26 protein-coding genes and 1 riboswitch are annotated in these 24,973 nt (G+C 66.6%); of the genes, 8 read left to right on the forward strand and 18 right to left on the reverse strand.

From position 1 onward, the window contains the following. Nucleotides 1–280 precede the first annotated feature (280 nt). Nucleotides 281–2,173: a DEAD/DEAH box helicase gene (locus QFZ65_RS03025; protein WP_306908095.1), complete on the forward strand. Its 1,893-nt coding sequence runs from the start codon at nucleotides 281–283 to the stop codon at nucleotides 2,171–2,173. Between the two features lie 191 nt (nucleotides 2,174–2,364). Here QFZ65_RS03025 and QFZ65_RS03030 read toward each other — a convergent pair whose 3' ends face one another. The 5 genes from QFZ65_RS03030 to QFZ65_RS03050 form a co-directional block, all read right to left on the reverse strand. Further along, a complete protein-coding gene (locus QFZ65_RS03030) occupies nucleotides 2,365–3,015 on the reverse strand; it encodes an MBL fold metallo-hydrolase (RefSeq protein ID WP_306908096.1) in 651 nt (216 codons plus the stop codon). 21 nt (nucleotides 3,016–3,036) lie between these two features. Beyond that, on the reverse strand, nucleotides 3,037–4,053 hold the full coding sequence (locus QFZ65_RS03035; RefSeq protein ID WP_306908097.1) for an aldo/keto reductase: 1,017 nt from the start codon (nucleotides 4,051–4,053) through the stop codon (nucleotides 3,037–3,039). A gap of 178 nt (nucleotides 4,054–4,231) precedes the next feature. Next, nucleotides 4,232–4,627 (reverse strand): multidrug efflux SMR transporter, encoded by a 396-nt coding sequence (locus QFZ65_RS03040; protein WP_306908098.1) that lies wholly within the window; start codon nucleotides 4,625–4,627, stop codon nucleotides 4,232–4,234. Nucleotides 4,628–4,629: 2 nt separating this feature from the next. Next, nucleotides 4,630–4,953 (reverse strand): multidrug efflux SMR transporter, encoded by a 324-nt coding sequence (locus QFZ65_RS03045; protein WP_306908099.1) that lies wholly within the window; start codon nucleotides 4,951–4,953, stop codon nucleotides 4,630–4,632. A 9-nt stretch (nucleotides 4,954–4,962) separates the two neighbouring features. Then, a riboswitch (guanidine-III (ykkC-III) riboswitch) is annotated at nucleotides 4,963–5,028 on the reverse strand. Between the two features lie 21 nt (nucleotides 5,029–5,049). Beyond that, entirely contained in the window at nucleotides 5,050–5,736 is a 687-nt protein-coding gene (locus QFZ65_RS03050; RefSeq protein ID WP_306908100.1) for a HutD family protein, read from the reverse strand. 110 nt (nucleotides 5,737–5,846) lie between these two features. Here QFZ65_RS03050 and QFZ65_RS03055 point away from each other — a divergent pair, with 110 nt between their 5' ends. Beyond that, entirely contained in the window at nucleotides 5,847–6,446 is a 600-nt protein-coding gene (locus tag QFZ65_RS03055) for a phosphoribosylanthranilate isomerase (RefSeq protein ID WP_306908101.1), read from the forward strand. A gap of 17 nt (nucleotides 6,447–6,463) precedes the next feature. Here QFZ65_RS03055 and QFZ65_RS03060 read toward each other — a convergent pair whose 3' ends face one another. From QFZ65_RS03060 to QFZ65_RS03095, 8 genes are all read right to left on the reverse strand, one after another. Continuing rightward, nucleotides 6,464–7,186 (reverse strand): hypothetical protein, encoded by a 723-nt coding sequence (locus QFZ65_RS03060; RefSeq protein WP_306908102.1) that lies wholly within the window; start codon nucleotides 7,184–7,186, stop codon nucleotides 6,464–6,466. A gap of 88 nt (nucleotides 7,187–7,274) precedes the next feature. After that, nucleotides 7,275–7,445: a hypothetical protein gene (locus QFZ65_RS03065; RefSeq protein ID WP_306908103.1), complete on the reverse strand. Its 171-nt coding sequence runs from the start codon at nucleotides 7,443–7,445 to the stop codon at nucleotides 7,275–7,277. Further along, nucleotides 7,442–7,819, reverse strand: a complete 378-nt coding sequence (locus tag QFZ65_RS03070) for a hypothetical protein (protein WP_306908104.1) — start codon at nucleotides 7,817–7,819, stop codon at nucleotides 7,442–7,444. The genes QFZ65_RS03065 and QFZ65_RS03070 overlap by 4 nt, the downstream gene beginning before the upstream one ends. Beyond that, nucleotides 7,809–9,686 (reverse strand): hypothetical protein, encoded by a 1,878-nt coding sequence (locus QFZ65_RS03075; RefSeq protein ID WP_306908105.1) that lies wholly within the window; start codon nucleotides 9,684–9,686, stop codon nucleotides 7,809–7,811. The genes QFZ65_RS03070 and QFZ65_RS03075 overlap by 11 nt, the downstream gene beginning before the upstream one ends. Then, on the reverse strand, nucleotides 9,683–11,791 hold the full coding sequence (locus tag QFZ65_RS03080; protein ID WP_306908106.1) for a glycosyltransferase: 2,109 nt from the start codon (nucleotides 11,789–11,791) through the stop codon (nucleotides 9,683–9,685). Before QFZ65_RS03080 ends, QFZ65_RS03075 begins: the two co-directional genes overlap by 4 nt. An 11-nt stretch (nucleotides 11,792–11,802) precedes the next feature. Then, on the reverse strand, nucleotides 11,803–12,903 hold the full coding sequence (locus tag QFZ65_RS03085; protein WP_306908107.1) for a hypothetical protein: 1,101 nt from the start codon (nucleotides 12,901–12,903) through the stop codon (nucleotides 11,803–11,805). A gap of 58 nt (nucleotides 12,904–12,961) precedes the next feature. Further along, entirely contained in the window at nucleotides 12,962–13,957 is a 996-nt protein-coding gene (locus tag QFZ65_RS03090; RefSeq protein ID WP_306908108.1) for a glycosyltransferase family 2 protein, read from the reverse strand. Nucleotides 13,958–13,995: 38 nt separating this feature from the next. After that, nucleotides 13,996–14,739 (reverse strand): glycosyltransferase family 2 protein, encoded by a 744-nt coding sequence (locus QFZ65_RS03095; RefSeq protein ID WP_306908109.1) that lies wholly within the window; start codon nucleotides 14,737–14,739, stop codon nucleotides 13,996–13,998. Between the two features lie 648 nt (nucleotides 14,740–15,387). Here QFZ65_RS03095 and QFZ65_RS03100 point away from each other — a divergent pair. Then, nucleotides 15,388–16,077 carry a glycoside hydrolase family 16 protein gene (locus tag QFZ65_RS03100; RefSeq protein ID WP_306908110.1) on the forward strand — a complete coding sequence of 230 codons (690 nt, stop codon included), beginning with the start codon at nucleotides 15,388–15,390 and terminating at the stop codon, nucleotides 16,075–16,077. Between the two features lie 58 nt (nucleotides 16,078–16,135). Here the strand turns inward: QFZ65_RS03100 and QFZ65_RS03105 are convergent, their stop codons facing one another. Further along, entirely contained in the window at nucleotides 16,136–16,993 is an 858-nt protein-coding gene (locus QFZ65_RS03105; RefSeq protein WP_306908111.1) for a metallophosphoesterase, read from the reverse strand. Between the two features lie 40 nt (nucleotides 16,994–17,033). Between QFZ65_RS03105 and QFZ65_RS03110 the strand changes: the two genes are divergently transcribed. After that, nucleotides 17,034–17,246 carry a hypothetical protein gene (locus QFZ65_RS03110; protein ID WP_306908112.1) on the forward strand — a complete coding sequence of 71 codons (213 nt, stop codon included), beginning with the start codon at nucleotides 17,034–17,036 and terminating at the stop codon, nucleotides 17,244–17,246. Nucleotides 17,247–17,485: 239 nt separating this feature from the next. After that, nucleotides 17,486–18,031 (forward strand): YceI family protein, encoded by a 546-nt coding sequence (locus QFZ65_RS03115; RefSeq protein WP_306908113.1) that lies wholly within the window; start codon nucleotides 17,486–17,488, stop codon nucleotides 18,029–18,031. An 18-nt stretch (nucleotides 18,032–18,049) separates the two neighbouring features. Here QFZ65_RS03115 and QFZ65_RS03120 read toward each other — a convergent pair whose 3' ends face one another. Beyond that, nucleotides 18,050–18,445 carry a hypothetical protein gene (locus tag QFZ65_RS03120; protein ID WP_306908114.1) on the reverse strand — a complete coding sequence of 132 codons (396 nt, stop codon included), beginning with the start codon at nucleotides 18,443–18,445 and terminating at the stop codon, nucleotides 18,050–18,052. 191 nt (nucleotides 18,446–18,636) lie between these two features. On the opposite strand from QFZ65_RS03120, the gene QFZ65_RS03125 reads away from it, so the two are divergent. Continuing rightward, a complete protein-coding gene (locus QFZ65_RS03125; protein ID WP_306908115.1) occupies nucleotides 18,637–19,050 on the forward strand; it encodes a YccF domain-containing protein in 414 nt (137 codons plus the stop codon). A gap of 19 nt (nucleotides 19,051–19,069) precedes the next feature. Further along, the gene (locus QFZ65_RS03130) at nucleotides 19,070–19,588 is read left to right on the forward strand and encodes an SRPBCC domain-containing protein (protein ID WP_306908116.1); all 519 of its coding nucleotides are present in this window, start codon (nucleotides 19,070–19,072) and stop codon (nucleotides 19,586–19,588) included. Nucleotides 19,589–19,603: 15 nt separating this feature from the next. Here QFZ65_RS03130 and QFZ65_RS03135 read toward each other — a convergent pair whose 3' ends face one another. From QFZ65_RS03135 to QFZ65_RS03145, 3 genes are all read right to left on the reverse strand, one after another. Beyond that, nucleotides 19,604–20,473: a DUF4031 domain-containing protein gene (locus QFZ65_RS03135; protein ID WP_306908117.1), complete on the reverse strand. Its 870-nt coding sequence runs from the start codon at nucleotides 20,471–20,473 to the stop codon at nucleotides 19,604–19,606. 36 nt (nucleotides 20,474–20,509) lie between these two features. Beyond that, the gene (locus QFZ65_RS03140) at nucleotides 20,510–20,995 is read right to left on the reverse strand and encodes a carboxymuconolactone decarboxylase family protein (protein WP_306908118.1); all 486 of its coding nucleotides are present in this window, start codon (nucleotides 20,993–20,995) and stop codon (nucleotides 20,510–20,512) included. Nucleotides 20,996–21,252: 257 nt separating this feature from the next. Further along, complete coding sequence (locus QFZ65_RS03145; protein WP_306908119.1) at nucleotides 21,253–21,990, reverse strand: polysaccharide deacetylase family protein; 738 nt, start codon at nucleotides 21,988–21,990, stop codon at nucleotides 21,253–21,255. 208 nt (nucleotides 21,991–22,198) lie between these two features. Here QFZ65_RS03145 and clpB point away from each other — a divergent pair, with 208 nt between their 5' ends. Further along, nucleotides 22,199–24,871 carry an ATP-dependent chaperone ClpB gene (clpB, locus tag QFZ65_RS03150; RefSeq protein WP_306908120.1) on the forward strand — a complete coding sequence of 891 codons (2,673 nt, stop codon included), beginning with the start codon at nucleotides 22,199–22,201 and terminating at the stop codon, nucleotides 24,869–24,871. The last annotated feature ends 102 nt before the right edge of the window (nucleotides 24,872–24,973 follow it).

Raw genomic sequence — 24,973 nt, forward strand, 5'->3', positions numbered from 1 at the left:
CTTGATGTGCAGTGATGCCCACTTTGGTCTTGAATGATCGGTCCGGTTCATCAACCGGTTCCCCTGCTGGATTCCTCCGGAATCAGCTGGCGGAGTGGGCTTTTTTCATGTGAGAGGCACATCCTGCGTCGATGAACGCGTTCTATTTGGTCCCGACCGCCGCTGCCGCAAGGCTGGTGGAGGCCCGGTTGATCACCTGACTTTTCTTCGGCGAACCCCCTTGCCAACCGGCATCGGGGCCGATATCCGCACGGATACCGCCTGAAAGACCTTTGACTATATGACTACTTTTGCTGCCCTCGGCACGCCCAAGGCCCTCGCCGACACCCTCACCGCCCAGGGGATCGAAACCCCGTTCCCCATCCAGGTCAAGACCCTTCCGGACACACTGGCAGGACGCGACGTCCTGGGCCGTGGCCGCACCGGCTCGGGCAAGACGATCGCTTTCGCCATCCCGCTTGTGGCACGACTCGCCGAGCGGGAAGCCAAGCACTTCCGCAAGCCCGGCCGCCCCATGGGCCTGGTCCTCGCCCCCACCCGCGAACTCGCCACGCAGATCAACGCCACCATTGAGCCGATGGCCAAGGCCATGGGGCTGAACACCACCGTGATTTACGGCGGCATCTCGCAGGCGCGCCAGGAAAAGGCCCTGCGCGCCGGCGTCGACATCGTCATCGCCTGCCCGGGCCGCCTGGAGGACCTGATCCGCCAGCGCATCCTGACCCTCGAAGCCGTCGAGATCACCGTCCTGGATGAGGCCGACCACATGGCCGACCTCGGCTTCCTGCCTGTGGTCAAGAAGCTCATGGACATGACCCCCAGCCAGGGCCAGCGCCTGCTGTTCTCCGCCACCCTGGACAACGGCGTGGACAAGATCGTCCAGCGCTACCTGTCCAACCCGCTGACGCACTCCGTTGATGATCCGCAGGCCGCGGTGACCACCATGGAGCACCACGTGCTCGTGGTCAACGACCAGACCGTCAAGAAGCAGCTGATCGTCGAGCTTGCATCCGGTGCCGGCCGCCGCGTGCTCTTCATGCGCACCAAGCACCACGCCCGCAAGCTGGCAAAGACCCTCACCGATGCGGGGATTCCCGCCGTCGACCTGCACGGCAACCTCTCGCAGAACGCCCGTGACCGCAACCTGGCCGAGTTCTCCTCCGGTGACGTCCGCGTCCTGGTGGCCACCGACGTCGCGGCCCGCGGCGTCCACGTCGACGACGTCGAACTGGTCATCCACGTGGATCCGCCCACGGAGCACAAGGCATACCTGCACCGCTCGGGCCGTACCGCCCGTGCCGGCTCCGACGGCACCGTGGTCACGCTGACCCTGCCGGAGCAGCAGTCCGACGTCAAGAAGCTGATGAAGGCTGCCGGCGTCGAGGTCAACTTCGAGCGTGTCACCGCGAACTCCCCGCTGGTAGCCGAACTGGTCGGTGAAATGGCCGACAAGATCGATCCGCGCACCCGCGCCGCGCTGCTGGCGGCCAAGTCCAACCAGGGCGGCGGCACTTCCACCGGAGCCAACGCCGAGCGCAAGCGCGCCCGTCGCCAGGCCTCTCCCACCGCGGGTGGCCGTGGCGGCCGAGGCGGACGCGGACGTGTTGGAGCCGAGGCTCCCCGCACGGACCTGCCCCGTTCCGAGCGCCGCGCCGTGGCCTACGAAGGCCAGGCCGCAGCCCGCAACGCGGCAGACCGCGTCGCGGAGCAGAACCAGGACCGTGCCGACGCCGAGCGCGCTGCACGCCGCAACGCCCGCGGACGGACCACGGCCTACGCGCACCACAACGATGTTCCGGCCGCAGGCGGCCGCGCATCGGCCGGCCGCGGCTCGGATGGACGCACAGACTCACGCATTACCCGCAGCGACGCTCCCCGCGGAGGCACCGGACGCCCGGCTTCCTCCGGCGGACAGCGCGGCGGACGCCCGGCAACCGGCCAGCGCGCCGCCGCGGGCGCGGGTGCAGGCTCGCGTTCAGGCGGCGGACAGCGCTCCGCCGGCGCCGGTGCGGCCAGCGGCGGCAACAAGGCTGTCTGGTCCTCCAACACCGGCGGCACCTCGGGCGGATCGTACTCCGGCGGCGGCAACGGCCGCTCCGGCGAGGGCCGTCCGGCACGCAGCGGCCCCCGCCGCGCATCCGCTCCGGCGTCGAACGAACGCCGCAGCCGCTAATCCCCAACCGCTCCCTAACCTCGCAAGCTCGGTCAGGGAACCCGGCCGTCGTGGCCCCAGCTTAACCAGCATCGATTGCTCCGTAACCGCCGTTTAGAAGGTTCATAACGGCGGTTTGGGCCCACGCCGGCAGGGTTCCCTGGCCGAGCTTGCGAGGCGAGGGGGCCGGTGGGGAGCAATCGATGGGGTTTTTACCAGCCGCGGGCGCGCCACTCTTCCAGGTGCGGGCGCTCGGCTCCGAGGGTGGTTGGCTTGCCGTGGCCCGGGTGCACCACCGTGTCGTCCGGATAGATCTCGAACAGCCGCTCGCTTACATCGGCGAGCAGCTGGGCGAACCGTTCCGGATCCTTCTGGGTGTTGCCGACGCCGCCGGGGAACAGCGAGTCGCCGGAGAAGATGTGCGCCGGGCCGTCCGGGTCGCGGTACACGAGGGCAATCGAACCCGGCGTGTGGCCGCGCAGGTGAACGGCCGTCAGGTCGAAGCCGTCGAAGTGGACGGCGTCGCCGTCGTTGACCAGCACATCCGCCGGCACCGGTAGCTCCGGGGCATCGTCCGTCCCGGCCGCCGTCTTCACGCCGGTGGCCTCCACAAGGCCCGGCAGCGCGCGGACGTGGTCCCAGTGCTGGTGGGTGGTGGCAACCAGCTCCAGCTTCGACGTCCCGGATGTATCGGCGGCGGCGTCCCCAAGCAGCCGCTGGATGGCGGCCAGGTCATCGGCCGCGTCGATCAGCAGCTGGGCGCCGGAGGCCTTGCCCGTGAGCAGATAAACGTTGTTGTCCATCTCGCTGACCGAGATCCGGCGGATGGTGATGTCACGTAGGTCGTAAATGAGCGAGTCCATGGGCTCCAGTCTACGGAGGCGCTATTCCCGGCCCTCAGACACCCAGTTGGGATCCGCCGAGCGGGACCCCACGACGGCGTCCGCGGCGGCGTCGAGCTGCTCAAGTTGCGCTGCGGTGAAGTCGAGCGTGAGGGCCAGTGCTCCCCAGTTCTCGTCGATCCGGGCCGTCCTGCGCGTGCCGGGAATCGGAACCACGGGCAGTCCCAGCTTCCGGCCCTGGGCGAGCAGCCAGGCCAGCGCCACCTGGGCCGGGGTTGCTGCCTGCCCGTCCACGCTCAGCTCGGCAGCGATGGCCTGCACCGCTGCCACCACACCCTGGTTGGCGCTGGCGGCGTCGTCGGAAAAGCGCGGGATCTTGCGGCGGAAGTCGCCGCTGCCCAGCGCCGAGGTGTCCACGGTGCCGGTGAGGAATCCGCGCCCCAGCGGCGCGTAGGGTACGAAGCCGACGCCGAGTTCGGCCGCAGCCGGAACGACGTTGCGTTCCACGTCGCGGCTCCAGATGGACCATTCGCTCTGGACGGCGGCGATCGGGTGGATGCTGCTGGCCTCGCGCAGCTCCTCGGCGGTCACTTCGGACAGGCCCAGATGCCGGACCTTACCGGCCTGCACCAGCCCCGCCATGGCTTCCACGGTTTCCACAATCGGAACGCGGAGGTCACGGCGGTGCATGTAGTACAGGTCGATGGTGTCGGTGCCCAGCCGTTGCAGGCTGCGGTCCACGGCCTGGCGCACGTAGGCGGCATCACCCCGGATATCGGTATAGCCGGCCGACGGTGAGCCTACGAGGCCGAACTTGGTGGCCAGCTGCACTTCGCCGCGGCGCTCCTTGAGCAGCCGGGCAATCAGCTCCTCGTTGCTGCCGCTGCCATAGATGTCCGCCGTGTCGATGAAGCTGACGCCGGCATCCACCGCGTGGTGCAGTGTCCGGAGGGCTTCGGCCGGATCCACGTCGCCGTACACGGGCGTCAGGGCCATGCCCCCGAAACCCAGGGGACTGACCGTAAGGCCGTCGCCGAGCTGGACTGTTGCTGCCGTCATCTGGGGCTCCATTCGCGCGTTGAACAACTCCGGGTAGTTCCGTCCCTGCCAAGAACCCCGGGACGCGCGAGGCTATTCCGGCTCCGGTTGTGGCCCCTGCTGGCAGCGGTTTCCCCACCTATGGTTTGTTGGGCTGCGGGTACGACGGCGTGTCCCGGGCACACGCCGTCGTACTGCCTTAAAGGTGGGGAGGTTCCGGGGAGGCGGGCGGCTTCTGCGCCACCGGGTCCGTCTGCTCCGCCACCGGCAGGAGCTTGAGGCCTGCCGCGCAGCCAACGATTCCGGCGATGAACAGCAGCTTCAGCGGACTGGCGGGTTCGGCACCGGTGGCCATGGCCCAGCAGACCGTCAGTGCCGCGCCGATCCCCACCCACACGGCATACGCCGTGCCGAGCGGGATGCGTTTCACGGCCACCCCCAGACCCACCATGCTGAGGGTGGCGGTGGCGGCGAAGACGACGGTGGGCAGCGGCCGGGTGAACCCGTCGGAGAGCCCCAGCGCGGTGGCCCAGACTGCCTCCAGCACGGCAGAGCAGAGCAGGATGGTCCAGGAAAGCGCCGACGGACGGGACATGCTCAGGCCACCACTTTCAGGCCGGCCACGCAGGCAGTGATCCCGCACAGCAGGACTATGCGGGCGGCCGTCGGCCGTTCCACCTTGGCCGCGATTGCGTAACCGGAGGTCAGCACGACGCCGACCCCCACCCACACGGCGTATGCCGTTCCGGTCGGGATTGACTGCATCGCGACAGCCAGGCCGGCTGTGCTGGCGGCGGCGGCGATCAGGAAGACGAAGGCCGGGACCAGCCGGCGCGAGCCCCTCGCCTGTGCTGCGCGGTGCAGGGCGGCGGCCCAGACGGCTTCCAGTGCCCCCGAAAGAACGAGGATCAACCATGACATGACGGCTCCTGTGGCCAGTCTTGTCGCGTGCCGGGTACTGAACCGTCGTCCGGAGGCCGGGGGAGGAGGCCTTGGTCCTATGTTAACCCAGAAGGGTCACAACCCGCCCGCCACCTGGTCAATGGACACCACGGCCAGGAACCCCCGGCCCAGGATCTCCGGCGTGGCCGTGTCTGAGCCGACGACGGCGTCGTAGCGCTCGAGTGTCTCCGGCCCGGCAGGCAGGTCCGTACCGCTGGCCGATGCAGGGTCGGGTTCCGCCCCGGACCCCGCGACAGCAATGCCCGGGCTGACTGTGGCCTGGCCCTGGAGCAGGATGCCGAGCTGGCCTTCGAACACGGGATGGGCCCTTTTCTTGGAAAGCTCGACGATTGACGTGTATCCCTTGAAGGCGCCGCTGCGGGTGATCACGTTGAGGTTGCGGACATCACCGGTGGGCAGGGTACCGGAGGAGGCGGCGTCGCCGGAAAACCGGAACGGGCGGTACTTCTCGAGCGGATGCTCGACGCCGTCCACGCTCAGGAGCAGCAGGTCCCCCTCGATGACGGTCAGAACGCGGTCCATACCGGGAAAGGGGGAGAACGGGCCAGCCTTGGAAACGTCGGCGATACTGACCCGCCACTGCCAGCCGGCGTCCTGGCCCCGGACGGCGGGCGCGGCGCCGATGTCCGCCGGAGCCGCTGTGTCCGCTTCAGGGGAGCGGAACGCGGCCACTTCCCTGGTCACCCCGCCGCCGTTGCGCCACGGTTGGGGTTTCAGGCCGGCGTAGCGGATGATTTCCATCGCTCCAGCCTAGCCGGACCGCGGAGAACGGCCCGATCGCCGGGGGTATGGTCGGCAGGCCCTGCTACAACTTGCTAACGTCGAGGGAGGAACCCTTTAAAAGGAGTCGAATGTTCGTCAAGGTGTGCGGCCTCAGCACCCCCGAGTCCGTCCTGGCCGCTGTCGGAGCCGGCGCGGACGCCGTCGGTTTTGTCCTCACCCCCAGCCCGCGTCAGGTGACCCCGGACCGCGCCAGGGAACTCCTGGTACACGTTCCCGCGGGTGTCGCCGCGGTGGGTGTCTTTCGGCACGAGCCGGCCTCGGATGCTGTCGCACTGGCCCGCTCTGCCGGTCTGGCGTGGGTCCAGCTGCACGGCAAACGCACTCCGGACGATGTTCGGGCCGTGCATGAGGCCGGCCTGAAGGTCATCCGGGCCGTGACCATGGAGTCAGGCCCGGAGGCGTTCAGCAGCTGGGGCGAGGAGCTGCTTTTGATCGACGCTGCGGTGCCGGGGTCCGGGGCCGCGTGGGATTATTCGTCGGTCCAGGCGCTGGGTCTGGCTGGACGCGAGTGGCTTCTGGCCGGTGGGCTTGCCCCCACCAACGTTGCCGACGCCGCGGTGCAGGCGGGAGCGTGGGGTGTGGACGTATCCTCCGGCGTTGAAGCGGCCCGAGGCGTCAAAGATCTGGACAAGGTCCGCGCCTTCGTCAACGCGGCGAAATCGGTCTAGGCTCCGGCCAGCATCCTCTAACGCTTGATGGTGACGTCATCGATGAACTCGTCGCCCTTTTGCCGGTTGTGCTCGGCCCCGAGTTGGACTTTGCTCAGGCTGGTGGCGTTGATGTTGACGGCGCTGCTGGAGTACTTCAGGGCGCCGTCCAGCCACACTTGAACCGTTGACTTGGAGCCGTTAGTCGTGACTCGCATGGCCACGCGGTGCCAGGCCCCCATAGAGACGCTTCCGCTTGTCAGCTTCGTGTACACGAAGCCGCTGGGGGACGTTACGCGCAGCCACATCTGCCCGTTGCTGTTGTACCGGTAAGTGTCGGCAATCCGGGTGGTGCCTGAGAAGAAGCGCAAGTACGGCACGTTGTTGCCGCTGACGCCCGCGGTGGTGATGTTGAACCAGCCGTCGGCGTAGACGGTCTTGGTTCCCGAGGGGAACGCGGGCGTCGAGAGGTTTGCGATGGAGCCGGACGTGTCAGTCACATGCAGCTTGGCGGAGCGGGTCCCGGAGTTTCTCTGGGAGGTTGACATGGTGGCGGTGCCGTCTCCTCCTACCGAAGGCTTGAAGTCGCAAAAGCCGTTGGTTTCAAAGCTCGTGGCCGTCGAAACGGTTCCCGGAAAGGAGTTCGCGGCCACGGTACCGCAAGTGGTGGCGGAGGCCGACTGGGCGGAACCGAAAACGAGTGAACCGGCAACGAGCAGCCCGAGGGAGCCTGCGGAGCCGAGGGTCTTTATTGTTCTCATTTGATCTACCTCAGAATCTGTTGGGGATTGTTTTGAGTAGTCCCGGAATATCTGGGGACGGGTTCAGCGGCACGCAAGCTGCGTTCCGCTAGAGAAGGCGCACCAGCTGCGCCACAACAGAGATGACCACTACCGAAAGGAGGGCGGCGGTCGCATAGGCCGCAGCCCGGGGGAGCGGCTTTTCCGGGTGGAGTACCCGGAACACGTCACAGGTAACGAGCGAGGTTATGGCGGCCAGGCCGGTGAGGATAACTATCATTTGGCACCTGCCAGGGAGGCCCCGGCCCGCTTGGCCTCAAGCGCCAGCAGGCCGAGCGTGAGGAGGGACAGGATGCACACGCCCACGGGTGGTGACCAGAGGCGCGCGTAGATCATCGCCGTCGAGACGAGCGTTGACATCGCAAGGCTGAAGGCGATGGCGACGGCGATGGCAAGCGGCACCGCTCCGCCGCTCTCCGCAGTGGGCGGGGGGCCAAACCTCAGCAGCAGAACCAAGGCTGTTCCCGGACCGGCGAGCATTAACAGCCCGATGACGGCCAGCCGGAGGCCATCCGGACCGAAGAATGACAGCGGTATTGCGGCTATCGCTATCGCGGCCGTGGCGTAGCTTAGGTAGCGGTGTTCAATGGCCATTTCCTGCTCCTTGGATGTGGAAAACTACGCCGTCGTCATTCTCGGCAATCCTCGTCCAGCCCGGGTTCGCGCTGCAAGTAGAGACAAAATTCCGAAGGTCCCCGGCGGGTGTCGACCCGCGGAGTTCTGCGGCGTGAAGCTGGCTGACTGTGACGATCAGGTAGGCGCCGGTCCGGCCGGCGATCTGGTTGGCAGCATCACAGGTCAGCGGGCTCGCGCCGGGCCGGAATTCAGCGGGGACCAACGCCCGGTAGTCGTAGCCGGCGTAATGCTCGAACTTCCAGGGGGTGTTGTGGACCGCTTCGATCAGTTTGGAACCGGGTGGTGCCAGATCGTACAGACGGTTTACCAGTGCGACTTCGTCGGTGGTGAAACTCTCCATGATGTCGTTGCCGTACCTGGTCACGATGGTGGTGGTGGAGAGAACGGCACCGAGCACGAAGAGTGCGACTGTCCGCGGCAGACCCAGGCTGCCTGGTTTGTCCGACATCAGCGGCAGCACGGCCAGGCACACAGTGAAGGGCAGACTGAAGAGGTAGATGCGCAGCAGCAGCTCGCCTCCGTAGGGCTGGACCGGGATGAGGACCACCACCGCCACTGCGCCCGCGGCCGCCGTGAGCCATGGTGCCCCGCGCCGGCGGCCCAGAACAGCCCCGGCGGCAGCGAGCAGCCACAACACCCCTACTTCGGCCAAGCGGGTGTAGACGACAAACTGGTGGGAGTCGCTCCCGGACACTCTGGAACCCAGGCTGCCGAAGGCGTTGGCTCCGATGTTGCCGAAGGATCCGAACAGCTGTTCGTAGTGGCCCTGCAGGTAGGTCGAGGCAGCAAATACCAGCCACCCCACCGGCAGCATCACCGCCAGCACGGGCAGAAAGCGCAGTCGCAGCCGGCCTGTCAGCAGGAAGGCGGCCAGGATCGGGATTGCCGCAAACGGTGTGAGCTGGTGGGAAGCGGTCATGGCCAGAAGAAGGACCGCGCACACCACCACCAGGACGGCGCTTTCTGCCCTGGGCGGTCCGGGCAGGCCGTGGGGAGGCATGCTGGGGTCAAGTTTCCGCACGATCCGCGCCAATGCGGTGGTTAACCGGTTCTGGTCGGTCCGCCAGGCCCACCCGGTAAAGCTACTCAGGATGCACGCGAGGAGGGTGACCAGCAGGATGAAGGCGTAGGCCTGGGGGGCGAGGTAGTCCTGGCCGACCCAGCTCGTCAGGTAGAAAAGCCAGACGGCGGTCCAGGCGTGGCGCCGGTGGGCGGTCAGCCGGGCTGCCAGTGCCAGGAGCGGGGCCAGAAGGAGGACGTTGATTCCGACGGGAGCCCACGTCGCCAGACCAGCCAGATCCTTGGCGCCGGTCGAACCGGAAAGCATGCCCAGCAGGTCGAAAAACCCTGGCCAGTTAAAGTACGCGTCCAAGGCGGGGTTCAGCTGGCCCGACTGGGATATGGTGTCCGCGATCCCGAGATGCCGGTAGCTCGCCTCGAGCCGCGGGAGTCCGTGAATGAGGGGGTCGGCGCCATGCAGGATAAATACCGTCACCAAAATCTGCCACGTCTGTAGGGCTGGATAGATCCGGGGCAGGCTTAGTGAGGCGAGGAATCCGCCCAGACTCAGGGCGAGCGCAAAGAAATAGATGGGCGGCAGCACCCCGATCAGCCCGGCCCCTCCGATGCGCCGGGGATCCACGCTAAGCAGGCCCCAGGTTCCGAGGGTGAGGGCTACGGCGGCCAGGGCGGCGAGTAATACTGCCTGCCACCCTGGCGCCACGCGGGGTTTGTGGCCTGCCGGGGGTTCCGTACCGGATCGGAGAGTGTCCTTCGGGCTGCGCCCCGTCATGACGGCTACTGTACTGGTCGGATCGTGTGTCATGGTGTCTCCATCTGGGTCGGCTCTTGGCCTGCGGACGAAGGAACTTGGGCGGCCCGAGGGGACGCCTTGGTGCGGGTCAGTACGAACAGGCGCCAGCTGGCGATCAAGGCAACCGCGGATTGCGCCAGGGACCACAGCGTGGAGACACCCGCGAGGCCAAATGTATGTGCCACTGGCGGAGCGGGTGCCAGAACTAGGGCCGCGGCGCACACGGCGAGAGCTGTGGATTCAAAGAGTCGGCCCTGTGCCCGGCACAGCCCGTAGTAGACCTGCGTGATGCAGCTCAGGAGGAGCGCGGGAACGAGGATGGGAATCAGCACCCATGCTGAGGCGTAATCCCGGCCGAGGAAACGGAGCAGGAAGGGGCCGACAAACACCAGCATCCCACCGGCCACCAGCGTGAGCAGAAGACTGGCTCGGATGGCCGAGGTGACAAGCCCGGGCCGGGAACGCGTACCCGCCAGCGCGGTCTGGAGCGAAAACCCGGCCGACTGCGGCACGAAGAACACAGCCGAGGCCATCATCCACACGATGTACCAAGCTGCTGTCGCTGCGGGTCCCAGGGTGGCTGCGACGATCAGGGGAAGAAGGTATCCGGGCGCACGGTCAGCAAGCATCAGGGCATGGTTGGGCAGCCCGGGCTTCAGGATTTTGAGGGCGTGCCGTGACCGTAGCCCATGCCGCCAGTCGGGGGAGACGTGGGCCCGGCGGAGCTGGCGCAGCCCGACGACCACGCTGGCCAGCGCGCCGGCAGAGACCGCGGCGATCACGACCGACAGTTGATGGATTCCAAGGATAAAAGCAGCCGCCACCACGGCGAGCTGGACCACGCTTTGAACCACGCTGCGGATGAGCGCCCGGTCAGCGCGTTCCTGGGCAAGGCCGACGTGGTCCAGCTGGTAGGCGACGGCGGCAAGGACTGCTGTGGCGAGAAACAACACCGTCACCGCGGGGTCCTCCCACGCCTCCCCGACGCCCGAACCGAATGCATTTGTGCCGGCCGCGAGCCCGAGAGCCGCAGCGAGGGAAAAGGTCGCCACGGTGAGCAGACTCGTGGCGATGAGGCGACGGCCGCCGTCGGTTTCGCCAGGCAACAGCGTCAACGTGGCCGGACCCACTCCGAACATGCCCAGCTGCACGGTGAGGAGGGCCGCCGAGATCACCACGGACCCCAGGCCGGTCTGCGCGGGAGGCAGCACGAGGGCCACCAGGGCCCAGAACAGGAAGCCGGCCACCATCGGGGCCACCCTCGCCGCGGCCAGCCACGCCGCGTTCCCGCCCACAGATAGCGGCTGTCCGGCAGGGCGCAGGATTTCGCTGGCCATGGAGCGGTAGTTGAAGAGGAAGAAGCCCGGCCAGTACGGCAGGAAGCGGGGTGCCCTTACCAGCGACATTCCTACGCCGCGGACGGTAGCGAGCAGGGGGAGTACCACCATCCAGCCAGCGCGTGCGGGATGTTTGCGGATGGTTCGGGCGATTCCCGAACCGTCCTGTTCCCACTGGTCGCGTGCCCCGGCGAAGGTGTCGGCAAACCGGTGCCGCACTACGGTCGACGACGACACGCCGATCCGGTAGCTGTCCTTCTCGAGACGAATCCGCAGCTCAACGTCTTCCCCGGAGATGAAGGAGTCATCGAATCCCATTGACAGCAGCAAGTCACGGCGGATGAGCGTGGCGCAGACTCCGAACCAGGAGCGTACCCGGCTGTGGTTGTGGTGCCAGGCCAGGGCCGACCCCCAGTAGCCGGGCCCGTCGGCCTCGCTGGCAAGCCCGAACTGGAGGCCGTCAAAACCGCCGGCCTCAAATTCGCGAATGAGCCGCTCCAGGCTGCCGGGCGGCAGGACGACGTCAGCGTCTATCAGCGCGACCAGGTCGCACTGAGCGCTCCGGACGCCCAGCATCCGCGCCGTGGGCAGCCCCCGGCCCTCGTCGGAGAGGACCCGGGCCCCCAAGGAACGGGCGATGGCCACCGTGTCATCGGTCGAACAACCGTCAACCACGATCACCTCACGGGGCCCCTGCCCGGTAATGGACTCCAGGCATTCGCGCAGCCAGGCAGCAGCGTTTCGGGCCGGAACAATAACCGAGACGTCGAGTTGGACCACGTGCGCTCACCTCACCCGTCAAGCTTTGAGCGCACCATGTTTGCGACGAAGTCTGAGGCCTGGTCCGCGGACCAGGAGGCGGGCAGACGGAGCAGCGAGCACGGCACGTCGTCGAGGGCACGGCGTACGACGGCGGCTTTCTCCCCGAAGTGTTCCGCCAACGGAACCAGGCCGGACGCACCCAAGGCTTCGACGAGGCGACGGGAAACCATAGGCAGTTCGGAATGGAAGTTGCCCACAATCCGGGACGTCATCCAGTCGGCGCTGCGGGGTTCGAGGCGTGCCTTTGCCCCGTCGTAGCGCTCCAAGAAGACGGCAAGCCGGGCCGGTGCCGCTGATGAGATCCGCTCGGGCCCGAAGACCTGTTCAGGGTGCACCATCCGGTGCTCCGGGGACCAGCGCCTGGTGAAGGCGGCCGTCTTCGGATAACGCACAATCACCGGGTGGACAGCTGTGGCGAGGTGGGCCACCGGAGTCGTGAGCCAGCCCGGAGCCAGGGGTTTGCGGGCTCCCTGGAACAACTGCGGGTAGATAACCCGGTGGTGGGGTTTGATGAACATCGGCTTCGCGTAGCCCTTGAGCATGCCGTTTGCGCCCAGGAAGGCCCAGTCATCTGCCATGAAACCGACACCGGGCGTGGCAACGAGTTTGGCCACCGTGCTGGTCTTGCCCACGCCCCCCCAGGCCGGAAGCAGGACTCCGGAGCCGCGGAAATCGACGACGGCGGCATGGACCATCGCGGTCTCTTCAAGGACGCAGAGCCTGTCCAGCAGGGGAATAACCGCGGTCAGCAGCTCGCCACTGCCCTGGATCCGGTAACCCTCGGCCGTTTCAATGATCTGGACGCGGTCCGCGGGGAGATAGAGCGAGTTCTCGGTGAAGCGGTAGGCGTCCTCCGCGTAGGACTGACCGGTAACGGGAGATATCGTTCCGCTGATGGAAAGCCACCGGGCAGCGGCGGATTTTCCGAGAAAGGGGGCAAGCATGTCCCGCAGCTGCGACTCCCCGGGCGTGCCCGCAGCAACCTCGATTCCGACCACACCATGGATGTCGAATCCGGCGCCGCCAGCGGCGCCCGACTGCTGGACGACGCCTTTTTCGGACTGGCTCATGATGGGAACTTCCTGACGTCGTATCGGCTGCGGCAGCACATTATGGGGGCCCGGTGCTTCACTGGACTTCCCGCCACAACTCGTCCGTCGGCGTCGGGGCTGTTTTCGCCACCGGAACTGCACGCAGGCGGCGGCCCCGCAGGTAACCGGTTGCGGTTGCGGCAAATACGGCCACGATCGCCCCTGCACGCTCCAGGCCTGCGGGGTCATCGCCCCGGAACCAGCCGCGGATACCGGCAAAGACCGCCCGCGGCAGCACCTGCCTGATGTAGCGGCGTTCAGGTCCCAGAGCGCGCTTGTGGCCCACGATCCGGCTGACCTGAGCCTTGGAGATCCCCTCCGACCAGGAGCGCGACAGCATATAGCGGAACGTACCGCGCACGGCCGGAACGTGGTGCTGCACGACCGCTGCGGGTTCGTAGACAACCCGCGAGCCGGGGGCACCAAGGACGGCCCGGATGCAGAGCTCCGTCTCTTCACAGCCGAGGGGCAGGGTGTTTTGGCGTCCCAGCGAGGGGTTGAACCCGCCGACGCGGTCCACGACGTCAGCCCGGAAAGACATGTTCGCACCAATGACATTGCGGACTTCAGCCGCGACCTTGGGCATGCCCCGGTAGGTGCAGCCGACAATCCAGTCCAGCTCTTCCGCGAAGTACCCCGGCCGGCCGGCCTCCCAGCGCGGCTCAACCCGTCCGCCAACTGCCAGCACATCCGGATCGTCATACATGGCGGCGAGGCGTTCGATCCAGTCCGGGGCTGCTTCCGCGTCGTCGTCGAGGAAGGCCACCACCGTAGCCTTAGCGACGGCGGCTCCAGTGTTGCGGGCACCGGAGAGACCCTTCGGCCCGTTGTTCTCGACGATCACCACGTCGGGGACGGTGAAGATCAGCCGCTTGTAGAGGTCCATGTTGTAGTCGACGACGACGATCGTCTGCTGCGGGGGGCGGGTCTGGGCCCGGACGGAGTCCAGCGCCCCCATCAACCTGTCCCAACGGTCCTCAGTGTAGGAGCAAATGACCACGGAAATCGTGGGAAAGGCTGCGGCGTGGGACATCTTAGGCCCCCGGCCGCAGGCCCAGGACACTCTGGGGATCAGTTGGGATGTGCGGGAACATCTCGCTGGGGTACTTGTATTTGACCCGACGCAGGGCTTCGGGGCGGGCGCCGGCGGTGGGCGCCTCCCAGAGAACGCGTTCCCATGGCGAGGGTGCGCAATACCCGCCACCCGTCGCGGAAGGTGTGCAGGTTGGACTTTCCGGAGATCCTGCACAACTCGTGGCTGGGGACCTCGGCTATCCGCAGCCCTGCTCTTGAGGCCCGGACAATCAGCTCGGTCTCGATTTCAAAGCCGTCGGACTGCAGTTCCAGGATCTCCACGCATTCCCGGCGCAGGGCAATGTATCCGTAGCAAAGGTCCGAGAAGCCGCTGTGCAGGACGGCGTTGGCCAACTTGGTCAGCACCCGATTGCCGGAGCTCCGCAGCCTGGTCAGGTCATCCGAGCCGCCGCCGGTGACGTATCGGGAGGCCTTGACGAAATCGTATTCGTGCTGGAGCGGCGTGACGAGCCAGCCGATTTCCTGCGGATCCATGCTGCCGTCGCCGTCGAGCATGACAATGATGTCGCCGGAAGCAGCGGCAAATCCCGCCCGCACGGCGTTGCCCTTGCCCGAGCGAGGTTCGGCTACAACCACGACGTCCATCCGCAGGGCACGCGCAACATCGACGGTGCAGTCCAGGGAACGCCCGTCGACTATGACCACTTCATCCACGTATGCCGGCATCCGGCGGAGCACCCACGGCAGGTTCATTGCCTCATTGAGGGTAGGAATGACCACGCTTACTGAAGGACCAGTCGGCGGAGGCGTTGTCTGGGGGCGCAACTGTGGTTTGAGATTCGGGATGGACATCGGCCTCACCACTCAACGACGTAGTCTGCTGCCCCAGCCACAGCTTGCCCGAGCGCGAACCGGCAAGCACAGCCGTAAGGCTGGTTGATTGTGGGCATTTAGGTACATTTCCCCCGGCTAAATACTGCTTCCGTCACCTTCCGGAAACCTTGGGTTAAGTTGAACCTTTGAGTGCCTGAATCCAGGAGTTGCGCTGAAAACTGGCGCCGGGGCCGGGAAAGCCTGTTGATTGCCCGGCTTTGGACGTGCGAGACTGACCCGATGCGGACATCCGTACGACGCGCTGCTGGACGAACGAGGCTCCGAAGCTCCCGGTTGGCGCTTGTTCCTGCCGTCGTACTGGTTCTCGCGGGATGCGGGGAAGGGTCCGCTCCCCGGCCCGAGCGTCCCTTCGGCGCGGAGTCCGCGTCGCCCCCGGGCACTGCATCGGCCACGCTCCCGCCCCCGGGCACTGCATCGGCCACGCTCCCGCCGCAGAAGCCTGCGGCGCCCCGTGCGCGCACTCCGTCCCCCAACTCCGACCGCACTGCCGACGTGAGCCCGGTGGGCGACCTGCCCGGGTGGAAGCAAGTCTTCATGGAGGATTTCACCGCGGGCGACGTCCCGCTCGGCGCCTTCCCGGGGCCGTTGTACGAAGAGCGTTGGACTGAGGGTTACAAAGACGGCACGCCGGACACTGCACGGCAACTTTACGGCACCAAAACGGGCTACTACCCAACCAAAGTGCTCAGCGTCCAAAACGGAATGTTGGACTGGTTCCTGCACTCCGAAAACGGGATCATTATGGGGGCAGCGCCCGCCCCCAAGTTTCCCAACGCCAGCATTAACCCGCCGCGCGCCAACAGCCTCCTTTACGGGCGATACTCCGTTCGCTACCGTGCTGACCCGATGCCCGGGTACAAGACGGCATGGCTCCTATGGCCTGACAGCGGCGTCTGGCCTCGGGACGGTGAAATCGACTTTCCCGAGGGTGATCTCTCCAGGATAATTTACGGCGCGTTTCACTTTGCTAGACCCGTTGATGCCTTCGCAAAATTTGACTCTGACCAGTCAGCAAGTTCGTGGCACGTCGCCACAACGGAGTGGAGCCCAGGGCGGGTTGAGTTTTTCCTTGACGGTCGGTCCCTCGGCGCAAGTACCACCGACGTGCCGTCGGCGCCTATGCACCTCGTCCTGCAGACCGAATCCTGCCTTACGGGATGCCCCGCCCCGGAAACCCAGGGCCACGTCTATCTGGACTGGATCAGTATCTGGGTGCCGGCCTAGCCGCCGGCACCGGCCAAGCGGGCGCAGCCGATCCGATGCCGGATCCGCAGCCTCAGCCCTATCCGCGCTGGATCGCGAATGAATCCTTGAGGCTGTAACCCTTCGCGGGAACGAACCTGGCAGTGAGCTCCTCCGCCGTCGCCTTCACGTCCAGCGTGCCGAACGTGGGGTTGCGGTTCTTGCCGGATGTCATCGCGAAGTAGCCCATTTCGGGGTCCTTGCTGTTGATGTCGTACAGTCCGATGCCGCCCGTTCCGACGGTTGCAAAGACCGTCCCCTGGCCCTGCCGCATCGTGCCGTCTGAATCGGCCAGGCAACCCCGCGAGAAGGCGGCTGGCTTGAGCCCCGGGCAACTGGCGCCCGTGCTCAGCTGGTGGGTCCGCTGATAGACGTGGTCGTGGCCGGAAAGCACCAGATCAACCTTTTTCTCGATCAGCATGTTGGTGAATTCCTCGCCGGCCTGGCAGCCGTATCTGCCCACGCTGAAGCAGGGGACGTGCATGCCGACGACGGTCCACGGTATACCTTGTGACTTGGCCGAATCGATGGCGTCGGTGGTCCAGCGCCACCGCTCGCTGCCCTTCGAATAGTCGAGCGGGCCGTTCCGGAAGTCGATGCCAGGGGACACCAGAACGAAACGGACAACGGGATCTTTTTCGGGGACATCGGCGTACCACTGCGTTCCGTATTCGCCCTGCAGCCCGGGAAGTTTGTTGGGCAGGCAGCGGATGTAGTTCTCGATGTCCCCTTCGTGGCCGTCGCTCTCGTGGTTGCCGGTCACTAGCTGGTACGGCAGGTCGGTGCCCAGTTTGCCCGTGACCATGTCGCAGAATTGCTCCTCGATGCCGGACTCGTAACCCAGGTCCCCCAGGGCCAGGTTCAGCTGAGGTTTTAGTTCCGCGATGGCGTCGAGCACTTTCTTTGCTCCTGACCCGATCCCGACGTCTCCTTGCGCGGTGAAATGGACCGTGCCGCTCGGGCCCGGCTGGGACGGGCTGGGCGGCGAGCTGGACGTGGAAGGCGACGGCTGCGATGAATCCGACGGGGACGGCCGGGGAGGCTCGGGCTGGCAGGCCGTCACGAGCAGTCCCGCCGCCAGCAGGCCTGCCGCGAGATTGAATTTCGTGCGTCGTCGCAGCGTTCCGGCCATGATGCCTCACAAGAGTTGATGGATCAGGCTTCTACCAATACGGGGTCATTTTTACAGGCCAGACTAACGGTGCACCCCGCAGGGCACCAGATACCAAATGCCTTGGCGTCGGGGCACCGCAACCGTAGGTTCCGCAGCCCCTCGTTCCGCGGCCGCGCTCCCTAGCCGGGGACCAGCCGCCCCGTTAGCATGCTCATTAGGGGAGTACCCCGACGACCGGCGGGTATGGTCCGCCACCCTGAGCCGAAGGAGACCGTTGTGACTCTGCCCGAAGGTTTGATCCCCGGCGTCTGGACGCTGGACATGTCCCACAGCGAAATCGGATTCAGTGTCCGCCATGCAGGCATCAGCAAGGTCCGCGGCCGCTTCAAGGCGGCGTCCGCCGAAGCCCGCGTGGGCGACTCCCTGGCCAACTCCAGCCTGCACGCGAGCGTTGAGACTGCCAGCTTCGATTCCGGCGACGCCAACCGGGACGCCCATGTCCGCGGCCCTGACTTTTTCGACGTCGAGAACCACCCGGAGATGACCTTTCACGCCACGTCCATCCGGGGCGACGGCGAGGACTACGTCCTGACGGGTGACCTCACCATCCGCGGCACCACCAAACCGGTGGACCTCGAGGTCGAGTTCAGCGGCGTTGCCGTGGATCCTTTCGGCGCCACCCGCGCAGGGTTCAGCGCCGAGGCGGAAATCAGCCGCAAGGAGTTCGGGCTGACCTGGAACGCCGCCCTCGAAGCCGGTGGGCTGCTGGTCAGCGACAAGGTGAAGATCAACGTCGAAGCGGCCATGGTGAAACAGGCCTAACCGGCGGCCAGTCGGTGCTCAGAACAGCAGCACGACAAAGCCGCCGACCGTCGCCACGGCACCGGTACCGGTCAGGATCCAGCCGACGATCCAGGCGGCGTGGTCCCGTTTGGGCGGCGCCAGCCCCCAGCGGGACGGATGGCACACGTCATAGAAGAGGACGACGTCGGCCCCGTCCACCAGGCCTTGCGCCTCCGCGGCGGGCAGAAGGGAGCGGTGGTCCGCGTCGTCCTGGTCCGTCCAGCGGTAACCCTTGAACCCTCCGGCGCTGATCACGGTGCCCGTTGTTTCGGCCCACACGCACCGGCGCCGCAACGATATCCAGCCCCAGGCCAGAAGCGGCAGCCCCAGGACGAACCCGACCCAGGTCATGACCTCGAGAATAGGCCCGACGATGCCCGCAATAGCCGTCACCGGATCACCCCAAGTTCCCGCGGCGGCAAGGTCAGGGAAAGCAACAGGTACGCTGGCATGCTCCAAGTATCATTTCCGATCCGGCGCAGACCAAGTCCGCCCAATGCGTGACCGTCCGTCGGGCGGGGATTCGGGGACTGCCGGGCGCAAACCCTAGGCGGAATGAGGCAAGTACAGGAGAGAATGGGGCCATGAAGACATTGCTGAACATCATCTGGCTGGTTTTTGGCGGGCTGTGGCTCGCGATCGGGTATTTCCTTGCCGGGGTCGTCTGCTGCCTGCTCATCGTCACCATCCCCTGGGGGCTCGCCTCCTTCCGGATCGCCTCCTATGCGCTTTGGCCGTTCGGCCGCACGGTGGTGGACCGGCCCGGCGGCACGGGTGTGTTCTCGCTGCTCGGCAATGTTGTCTGGCTGCTCGTGGCCGGCATCTGGATTGCGATCGGCCACGTGGTCACGGCCTTCGCGATGGCCGTCACCATCATCGGTATTCCGCTGGCGATCGCCAACCTCAAGCTCATCCCGGTATCCCTGATGCCATTGGGCAAACAGATTGTCCCGAGTGACAGGCCTTTCGTGACGGCGTACAGCAAGGCCTACCGCTAACCGACAAGGAGGAACCGCAATGTCCGAACACGTCAGCCCTGATGCCGCAAGTCCTGCTGGCCAGGGCGCCGGCCCTGAGGCGCTCCCCGATGACCTCATGCTCGTCATCACCCGCGAGTTCCAGGTTCCTATCGCCACAGTGTGGTCGGCCCTGACGGACCTCGATCAGGCTCCGGCCTGGTGGGGGCCGCGCGGCTTCCACACGCCGCGTGAAAGCATCGACGCCGACCTGGAGGTGGGCGGCTTCTACCGCGCCTGCATGATCCAGGGCAACACAGGCCAAGAGCACTGGTGGAGCGGAGTCCATACGGACGTGGAACCGCCGAATTTGTTGGTTTTCACCCACGCCTGGGACAAACCGGACGGCACCCGCGGCTATGAAACCGAGGTCACCTTCGAGCTGGAGGAGATCGACGGCGGCACCCGGATGACGTTTACGCAGGGCCCCTTCGACACTCTGGACAACCGGGACGGTCACGGCGTCGGCTGGCGTGAGTCGTTCGACCGCCTGGCCGAGCACCTCCGCTCGAAGGCGTGACGGGCGGCCTTCCGCTCAGGCGAGCTCGCCGCGTAGATTCCAGTGCGCCGCTGCCAGCCAAAGCTCCCTTGCCCGGCTGGTGTGGAAGAGCGGGTCGAGTTCCAGCAGGTTGCGGACGACGGCGGCGCGGCCGGCCGCGAAGTCTTCGTCGCCAATGTGCGCAAAATCCTGCCGGACGGCTGCCACATAACGGGCGTAGGAGGCCGGGTCCCCGCCGAGGACGGACAGGTCAGCATCGCTGAGGAGGGCGCCGTCGTCGTCTCCGGGCTCCGGGCGGTGGTCGGCGGTCATCCGCACCAGCCGGGCAACCTCATCCACGTCGGCCCCGGGCAGCCCCGTCTTCGGGAGCAGGTCCTCCGCCAGGCGGGCGGACTCCTCTTCATCCTGGCCGGCGATGCCGCGGTAGACGGCGTCATGGAACCAGGCCGCCAGCAGCACGGTGCGGGGCGGTGCGGCCGGTTCGGTCAACAGGTCGAGCGCCTCGAGCACCGCGAGGAGGTGGGTGCGGCCGTGATACCGGCGGTGCTCCTCACCCCACCGGTCCAGGAGGTCCAGGAATAGCGCGTCGTGACCCGGAAGCACCTCGTTCCAGCGGGTCAGCAGGGGAAGCTTGAGTGAGGCGCTGCGGCGCCGGGCCGGGATCCGAAGGCCGCTTCCGATCAGCTTGCGTACCAGGATCCGTGCCTCGACGGGCACGGCACCGGCGGCCACGAGGGCTCCATACCGGGCCTCGGCGACGTCATAATGGTCGCCGTCGAAGGCCCGCTCCGGAATGCCGGCAGCCGCTGCGAAGGCGTGCAGCTCCTCGAGGGAGGTGTCCGAGACCAGGTGCGAGAAGTGGGTGCCGTGGGCAGGCCAGAGCGGCGGATCAAGGTAGACGGCCATGGGTGCAGTCTATTCCGAGTGGCAAGCTCCCGATGCTTAGCCGCGGGCCTTCCGGACGGGGTGCTGGCTGACGATCGAGACCCGGTTGAACGCGTTCATTGCGATGGCGAGCCAGCTTACGGCCGAGAACTCCGCGGCGGAAAGGTGCTTCCGGGCAGCGGATCCTTCCCGCTCGCGTGCTTCGGCGTCGGAGATGGCGGTGATCGCCTCAGCCAGTGTCAGCGCTGCACTTTCCTTTTCAGTGAAGAGGTCCGTGTCCCGCCACGCGGGGAGTACCGCGAGCCGCTGCGTGGATTCGCCGTTCTTCAACGCGTCTCCCACGTGGAGATCCAGGCAGTAGGCGCAGCCGTTGATCTGGGAGATGCGGACGTTCAGCAGTTCAATGAGCGTCCGGTCCAGGCCTGCTTCCTCGGCAGCTTCCTTGGCTTTCAGGCCCAGCCCGTTCAGGGCCCGCCAGGCGGCAGGGTGCTCCTTGTCGAGGAAAACGCTGCGCGTGTGCTGGTGTGCCGTGATCTCGTCCATGCTCAAAGAGTACCCACGGAAAACTCCAAAAAATAACGTGACAGATTTGTCATACCTGTGACAAGATGCAAGAACAGCGGCATCCTGCTGGAGCGGTTCCCCGGCCGCGATGGTGCTGGTCCGCCGACATCGGACCAGTCCCATCAATCGACGGTCGGCTCCTTGGGGGAGCCGACCGTCGGATGGCTTAAAAGGGTCCATTGCTCCCGGCGGGCCGCGGCAGTACGCCCGTCCGGGCGGGTCACGCCGGGCGGAAGTTACCGGGGCGCGACTACGACGCCGCGCGAGCCCTCGTTCACAGGGTTGGCCGTGGCGGAGGGGGCGACCACCCCGAACTCGTAGCCCTTGGCCCGCAGTGCGTCAATGGTGGATGCGAGGTAGGTCCACTGTGTCGAGCGGCAGGACAAGACGTCCTCAGCGTCGTGGAGCAGGATGATCGCGCCGGGTGCCGCCTCCGCCATCACGTACTTCTGGACGCCGGCCGCACCGGGGCACTCGAAGTCGCCGGGGTTGCCGACGTGCCAGCGCCAGAGAACCCCGCCGCTCATACCGAGGGTCTTAAGGTAGCCGTTCGCGTAAGAGGTGCTGTTGCCGAACGGGAACCGCATGAGGCTGGGCGCCTCGCCGGTGATGGCCTTGATGGCAGCGTTGGTGCGGTCTATCTGCTGCTTCTGCTGCGCCTGGCTGATGTCCTGGAAGTTGGCGTGGTCCCACGAGTGGTTGCCGATCACGTGGCCCTCAGCCTTGATCCGGCGGACAAGGTCGGGGTACTGCTGCGCGTGGGTGCCCTCGAGGAAGAATGTCGCCTTGACGCCCTTCTGCTTGAGGACGTCGAGGACGAACGCGGTGCGCTGGGGCGAGGGCCCGTCGTCGAACGTCAGGCCGATCAGCGGCTTGTCGGCGGCCGGGGCTGCCATGGTGGGGCCGCCGGCGAGCAGGGCCACGACCAGTGTCACTGCGGCCAGGGCCGCGACGGAAAACTTGCTCTTCCTCATGGCGCTCAACTTCCCTTCACCAGGCTGTCTGCAACCTTGGGTTAGGAGAGCACCTTACGGCGCCGCTGAGGCGGTGTAAACAACTATTTGCTTGCGGCCGGAAATGTGGTTTCGCCGTGGGCAAACATGGACCGCAGGGGTGTTCCGAACAGACTTGAGCGCGTTAGACTCAAGTTTGATATCAGCACGATTCCGGAAGGAGCTCTCTTTGGACGCCAAATTCACCACCAAGAGCCAGGAGGCTCTTTCCGCGGCCGCGATGAACGCCTCGACGGCCGGGAATCCCCAGGTTGAGCCGGCTCATCTGCTCAAGGCGCTGATGGACCAGCGCGAGGGTGTCGCCGTCGCGCTCCTCCGGGCCACCGGCGCTGATCCGGACGCGGTTAGTGTCCAGGCGAGCACCGCGATTAAGGGGCTCCCCGCCACGTCCGGCAGTTCGGTCCAGCAGGCCCAGCTGTCCCGGACGGCGATGCAGGCCATCAAGAACGCGCAGAACGAGTCGGAACGGCTCGGCGACACCTTCGTTTCCACCGAGCACCTGCTGCTCGGGCTTGCTGCCGGGAGCGACGCCGTCGGCAAGCTGCTGCGCGACGCCGGTGCCTCCCATGAAGCGCTGCTCGCGGCCCTGCCCGGGGTCCGCGGCGATCGCAAGGTGGATAACGCGGACCCGGAAAACACGTTTCAGTCACTGGAGAAGTTCGGCACCGACCTCACGGCGATTGCCCGCTCCGGCAAGCTGGACCCTGTGATCGGACGCGACTCGGAAATCCGCCGCATCATCCAGGTGCTCAGCCGGCGCACCAAAAACAACCCGGTGATCATCGGCGAGCCCGGCGTCGGCAAGACCGCCGTCGTCGAGGGCCTGGCCCAGCGGATCGTGGCCGGCGACGTGCCGGAGAGCCTGCGCGGGAAGACCCTGATCGCCCTTGACCTCGCCTCTATGGTGGCAGGGGCCAAGTACCGCGGCGAGTTCGAGGAACGCCTCAAGGCCGTGCTGGAGGAGATCAAGAACTCCGAGGGCCAGATTGTGACCTTCATCGACGAAATCCACACCGTGGTGGGTGCGGGCGCCACCGGGGACAGCTCCATGGATGCCGGCAACATGCTCAAGCCGATGCTGGCCCGCGGCGAACTGCGGCTGATCGGTGCCACCACCCTGGATGAATACCGCGAGAACATCGAAAAGGACCCCGCCCTGGAACGCCGCTTCCAGCAGGTCTACGTCGGGGAGCCGAGCGTGGAGGACACCATCGGGATCCTGCGCGGGCTCAAGGAACGCTACGAGGCGCACCACAAGGTGGCCATCGCCGATTCCGCCCTTGTCGCTGCGGCCACGCTGTCCAACCGCTACATTTCCGGGCGTCAGCTCCCGGACAAGGCCATCGACCTCGTGGATGAGGCCGCGTCCCGGCTCCGGATGGAGATTGACTCGGCACCGGAGGAAATTGACCAGCTGCGCCGGGCCGTGGACCGGCTAACGATGGAGGAGCTGGCCCTGGCCGGCGAAACCGATGCCGCCTCGATGGAACGCCTCGCTGCCCTGCGCCAGGACATGGCGGACAAGAAAGAGGAGCTCGCTGCCCTCAACGCCCGCTGGGAGGCCGAGAAGGCAGGCCTGAACCATGTCGGCGACCTGAAGGCGAGGATCGATGAGCTGCGTTCGGCCGCGGAGAAGTACCAGCGCGAGGGTGACCTCGAGGCCGCGTCCCGCATCCTCTACGGTGAGTTGCCCGCCCTGGAGCGGGAGCTGAACGCCGCCGCCGAGGCGGAGTCCGCCCGGGTGGCCGGCGGCGGTGCCAAGCAGGAGCTCATGGTGGCCGACGAGGTCACGGCGGATGACATCGCCGAGGTGATCTCTGCCTGGACCGGCATCCCCGCCGGGCGCATGCTGCAGGGCGAGAGCCAGAAGCTGCTGGAGATGGAGCAAGTGCTGGGCAAACGGCTCATCGGCCAGCAGAAGGCTGTCGCGGCCGTGTCCGACGCCGTCCGGCGTGCCCGCGCCGGCATCAGCGACCCCAACCGTCCCACCGGCTCCTTCCTGTTCCTCGGCCCCACCGGCGTCGGCAAGACCGAGCTGGCCAAGGCCCTCGCGGACTTCCTGTTCGACGACGAACGCGCCATGGTGCGGATCGACATGTCCGAGTACTCGGAGAAGCATTCCGTGGCACGGCTTGTCGGTGCGCCTCCGGGCTATGTCGGCTACGAGGAGGGTGGCCAGCTCACCGAGGCTGTCCGCCGGCGGCCGTACTCCGTGCTGCTGCTGGATGAGGTGGAGAAAGCGCACCCCGAGGTCTTCGACATCCTGCTCCAGGTACTCGACGACGGCCGGCTCACGGACGGCCAGGGCCGCACCGTGGACTTCCGCAACGTCATCCTGGTGCTGACCTCAAACCTGGGCAGCCAGTTCCTGGTGGACCCGGGCCTGGATGCAGCCGCCAAGCGCGACGCCGTGATGGCCACCGTGAATGCCTCATTCAAGCCGGAGTTCCTGAACCGGCTGGATGAGGTGGTCCTGTTCGATCCGCTGAGCGTTGAGGAACTCTCCCGGATCGTGGAGCTGCAGGTCAAGGATCTGGGCGAACGCCTCAAGGGCCGCCGGCTCAACCTGGAAGTCAGCGAGGGTGCCCGCGCCTGGCTGGCCGTGACCGGGTTCGACCCGGCCTACGGGGCGCGTCCCCTCCGCCGCCTGGTCCAGCGCGAGATCGGCGACCGGCTGGCCAAGGCCATCCTCGCCGGCGAGATTGTGGACGGTGACACTGTGGTGGTGGACACTGCCCCGGACCTCATGGAGCTCACCATGGGCGGCGCGGCGGACTCCTCGGACCGGCCCGACGGCGGTTTCCCCACCGGAGGCGGGCTGTCGGTGCGCCGGAAGGGGTAGTCCGGATCGTCGGCCGGCGCCGGCGCGAGCGGCAGGCGCCGGCGTAGGGCGCCGAGCAACACAACATAAAAAGGAGGCCGCCCGGGTTTGTTCCCGGGTGGC

Origin of the sequence: Arthrobacter sp. B3I9 (assembly GCF_030816935.1) — a bacterium.
Classification (GTDB): domain Bacteria; phylum Actinomycetota; class Actinomycetes; order Actinomycetales; family Micrococcaceae; genus Arthrobacter.